At 73.8% G+C, this 2030-nt stretch carries 2 protein-coding genes; both read right to left on the reverse strand.

Annotation, left to right across the window (positions count from 1 at the left end; translation table 11 throughout):
* Positions 1–95: 95 nt before the first annotated feature.
* Positions 96–908, reverse strand: a complete 813-nt coding sequence (locus ACZ3YO_RS39865; RefSeq protein ID WP_465579191.1) for an AfsR/SARP family transcriptional regulator — start codon at positions 906–908, stop codon at positions 96–98.
* A 153-nt stretch (positions 909–1061) separates the two neighbouring features.
* On the reverse strand, positions 1062–1754 hold the full coding sequence (locus ACZ3YO_RS39870; protein ID WP_465579193.1) for a hypothetical protein: 693 nt from the start codon (positions 1752–1754) through the stop codon (positions 1062–1064).
* Positions 1755–2030 lie beyond the last annotated feature (276 nt).

Genomic DNA, 2030 nt, shown 5'->3' on the forward strand with positions numbered 1-2030 from the left:
GGCCTGGACCGGCGAATGCCCCACCTGCCACCGCGAGTTACCCGCTGCAGGCCGACCAGGACGCTCCCGAACACTTCAGACCTAACGAAGTACTACTAGACGGTGCGCCCCGCTGCGCCGCCGTACGCGGCCACCGTCACCAGGCGGCGCAGCCGGGCCGGGGCGGGCAGACCGAGCTCTGCACTCAGCCGGCGCTCGTAGCACTCGACGTCCCGTAGCGCCTCGCCGACGTTGCCCTCGGCCAGGTGGGCCCGGACCAGGCAGGTCCGGCTGCTCTCGCGCAGCGGATCGGCGCGGACGGCGGCGCCGGCGGCGGCCACCGCCTCCGGGATGCGCCCGGCTCCGACGAAGGCGCCGGCTAGGGCCTCCAGGGCGTGGATCCGCAGTCGCCGCCAGTCCTCCGCTTCCACCAGCGCCCAGTCGTCGTACCAGCCCGGCAACAGGTCCGCCGAGAGGTCCTCGACGGCCGTCAGACCGAGGTCGGAGCGGCCGGGCGCCGCCCCGGGCGTCAGGATCGCGCGGGCGAGCGTCCGGGCGCCGCGGGCGTCCACCTCGACGCGGTCGGCCAGCCGCAGCTCGGCCGGGCCGACCTCCAGCGCCTTTTGGCCCACCGCCGGCAGCCGGGTGAGGGCCGAGCGCAGGCTGGCGTACGCGCAGCGCTCGGCGGCGTCCGGCCACAGGGCGCCGGCGACCAGGGCCCGGGGGACGGCGCCGTGGCAGCACAGCGCCGCGTACGCGAGCAGTCGCTGCGCCCCGGAGGAGACTGCGACCGTGGTGTCGTCGACCGAGAGGTGGAAACCGCCGAGCAGCGTGAGGCGCATCGACCCGGTGCCCGCCGCGCGCGCCCGTGCCGGGCCGAAGCCTCCGAGGTGCCCGGTGCCGTCATCACACCGATCGCCGCAAGCCATCAAACCACCGCTCCTTCGTGCACGGATGAGCCGTCATTCCCCCTCTCCTCCATGCTGCGACGCCCGCTCGGCGCTGTCCTGCCGGTCACACGCCGTCACCGCCCCCGGTCGGCCGGGGGCGGTGACGGCGTGGTCCTCGGGTGGACGGGTGGGTCACAACCTGAAGCAGTAGCCGACCGGGATCGAGGCGGTGACCCGGCCGGAAGTCAGGTCGATTGCCCGGGCGGTGGCGTTCTTGGACGCACAGGTGTACGGGTGGCCGGTGTTCAGGCCGAAGCTGCCGCCCGCGAAGCGCTGGGCGGTGACGGTCTGCGCCCACTGCACGGTCCCGGTGGAGTTCAGCCGGATCTCGACGCGCACCGAGCCGCCGATGTTGAAGTGGTCGCCGTTGATCTCCAGGTTGCCGCCGACGTCGTCGGTCCAGATGCGGACCGCCAGCCGCCGGTCGTCGGCCTGGCTGTTGTCGAACTTCGTCTGCGCGCGGGTCTGCGGGGTCACGCAGACGGTGTCACCGACCCAGGCCTCGCGCCAGACGTAGCCCTGGACGCAGAAGCCGTTGGCCAGGGTCCGGGACGGCACCTGGCTGTTGTCGTACGCCGCCTGGGTGCGGGTCGCCGGGGTCACGCAGACGTGGTCCCCTGGCCTGGCGTCGCGCCAGACGTAGCCCTGGCGGCAGGTGTCCGGGCCGAAGTCCTGGGCGTGGGCCGAGGTCGGCATCAGCGCGGCGGTGCCGAGGGTCAGGACCGCCGCCATCGCGGTGGTCATACCGGTGCGTACCAGCGTCGCCGCCGGTCGGCGCGGAGCACGGCGGGGCTCCCGCCGCTGAAAGGTAAGTCGGGTGGTCATCTCCGTACCTCTCCTGAAGCTGAGGAATGGCTCCGCCCAGGCTGCGACGGCTGCCGTCACCGTGGCGTGACAGCCCGGTGGCGGCACGCGAAAGCCGCCGCCCGGGACGGTGGTCCGCCCTGGGCGGCGGCGGTCGTGGACCGGTCCCGGGCTTGGGGACCGGGTCGGACGCGATGCCGGGTCTCAGACGTTGAAGCCGAGGGCGCGGAGCTGGTCGCGGCCGTCGTCGGTGATCTTGTCGGGGCCCCACGGCGGCATCCAGACCCAGTTGATGCG

The organism is Kitasatospora sp. NPDC022785, from assembly GCF_055561295.1.

Coding starts and splice junctions, on each gene's coding strand:
- ACZ3YO_RS39870 (WP_465579193.1), bottom strand. CDS start 1,754: ATGACCACCCGACTTACCTTTCAGCGGCGGGAGCCCCGCCGTGCTCCG.
- ACZ3YO_RS39865 (WP_465579191.1), bottom strand. CDS start 908: ATGGCTTGCGGCGATCGGTGTGATGACGGCACCGGGCACCTCGGAGGC.